We start from the raw sequence: 1,564 nt of genomic DNA on the forward strand, positions 1-1,564 counted from the left end.
GGGCCTGGGGAAGGAGGGGGCAGACCTCTGCCGGATAACCGCGCCGGCGCCGCCGCCCCGATGCGCGGCCGCTATGTCACCGGGTTTCCGGGCGGCAGGCACGCCTTCCGCATGGCTGTGCTCGCCGAGACCGGGGACCGGCCCGCCAAGTTCTGGGCCGGCTGGGGCACCCGCCCATGATCTGAGAGGCCCGGGGCCCGGGACAGGACGAGGGTCCCGGTCGTTCACCTCCGCCGACCGGGACCCTCTCGCGTCCCACGGATCCGGCCACGACGGCGACACTCCCCCGAGTTGCGCGTCGTACGCGCGCGCCCTCGGGCCAGATCCGATGATGTGATCACATCAGGTTGCGCCAACAAATCGCTAACATGTGGCCAACACATCTACGTTTTGTGAGCAGCCGGTTGGCGTGAAGCAGACGGCGGTGATGGGGGACCGACGGTGTGCAACCGCGGGGCGACAACGGCTTCCGGCAGTGGCCGGTGCCGGACGGCTGGCGGGAAACCGTCGTGAAGAGGGCGGGTTTCCGCCAGAAGTGGGCGGCGTGATGGGGCGCGGATCGCAGTCGGGGCTGCGGTTCGGACTGCTCGGGCCGCCGATTCTGTACGACGGCCAAGGCGGCGGCGTACGCATGGTCGGCAGCCGCAAGCAGCGGATTCTGCTGGCCGCCCTGCTTCTCGAAGCCGGCCGGGTCGTCTCCACCAAGGCCCTCAAGGAGGCGCTGTGGGGGAGCACACCGCCCGCCTCGGCGAAGGCCTCGCTCCACAACCACGTCTCACGGCTGCGGCGACTGCTGGACGATCCCGAACGACTCCAGGCGGTGGCCCCCGGCTATCTGCTGCGCGTCGCGCCGGGTGAGCTCGACGTCCAGGTCTTCGAGAGCCACGCCGCCCGGGCCCGTGGCGCCCACGCCGACGGGAACTGGAATGAGACCGTCCGGGCCTGTGCGGCCGCGCTCGCGCTGTGGCGGGGCGCGCCGCTGACCGGAGTTCCCTCCGAACTCGCCGGATACGCCCTGGTCCAGCGCCTGGAGGAGGCCCGGCTGCTGCTCCTGGAGTGGCACTACGACGCCGAACTCGCCCTCGCCGACACCCGTCCGGGCGCCCTCGTCCCCGAACTCTCCGCACTGGCCGCCGAACACCCGCTGCGCGAGTCCTACCACCGCCAGCTCATGCTCGCCCTCCACCGCACCGGCCGCCAGGCCGAGGCCCTCGCCGTCCACCGCGACCTGCGCACCCGCCTGATCGAGGAACTCGGCGTGGAACCGGGCCCGGCGGTCCGCGAGGCACATGTGCAGGTGCTGCGCGAAGGAGACGGCGGCGGCGAGTCCGGTGCCGGTACCCGTACCGGCACCGATCAGCCGACGGCGGACCGTCGCCGGCGCCCCCGGCCGGACTCCTCGGAGAAGGGCGAGACGGAGCGTCCGGCCGCAACTGGGCTTCCGAGGGGGGACGTTGATGCCGACGAGGGGCCCCGGGGGACCGGGTCGGCCTCCCCCGGCGCACCTCCCGCAGGCGCTACGCGCGGAGACGCCTCACCCGCCCTCCCGCCGTCACCCCATGCC

1 protein-coding gene and 1 pseudogene are annotated in these 1,564 nt (G+C 73.0%); both read left to right on the forward strand.

From position 1 onward, the window contains the following. Positions 1–180, forward strand: a pseudogene (locus tag AOJ26_RS44750) (hypothetical protein); the annotation flags it as partial. 367 nt (positions 181–547) lie between these two features. Beyond that, on the forward strand, positions 548–1,564 hold a 1,017-nt coding region (locus AOJ26_RS38660), incomplete at its 3' end, for an AfsR/SARP family transcriptional regulator (protein ID WP_234358779.1).

This window comes from Streptomyces sp. NRRL B-24085, from assembly GCF_001282115.1.
Lineage (GTDB): Bacteria > Actinomycetota > Actinomycetes > Streptomycetales > Streptomycetaceae > Streptomyces.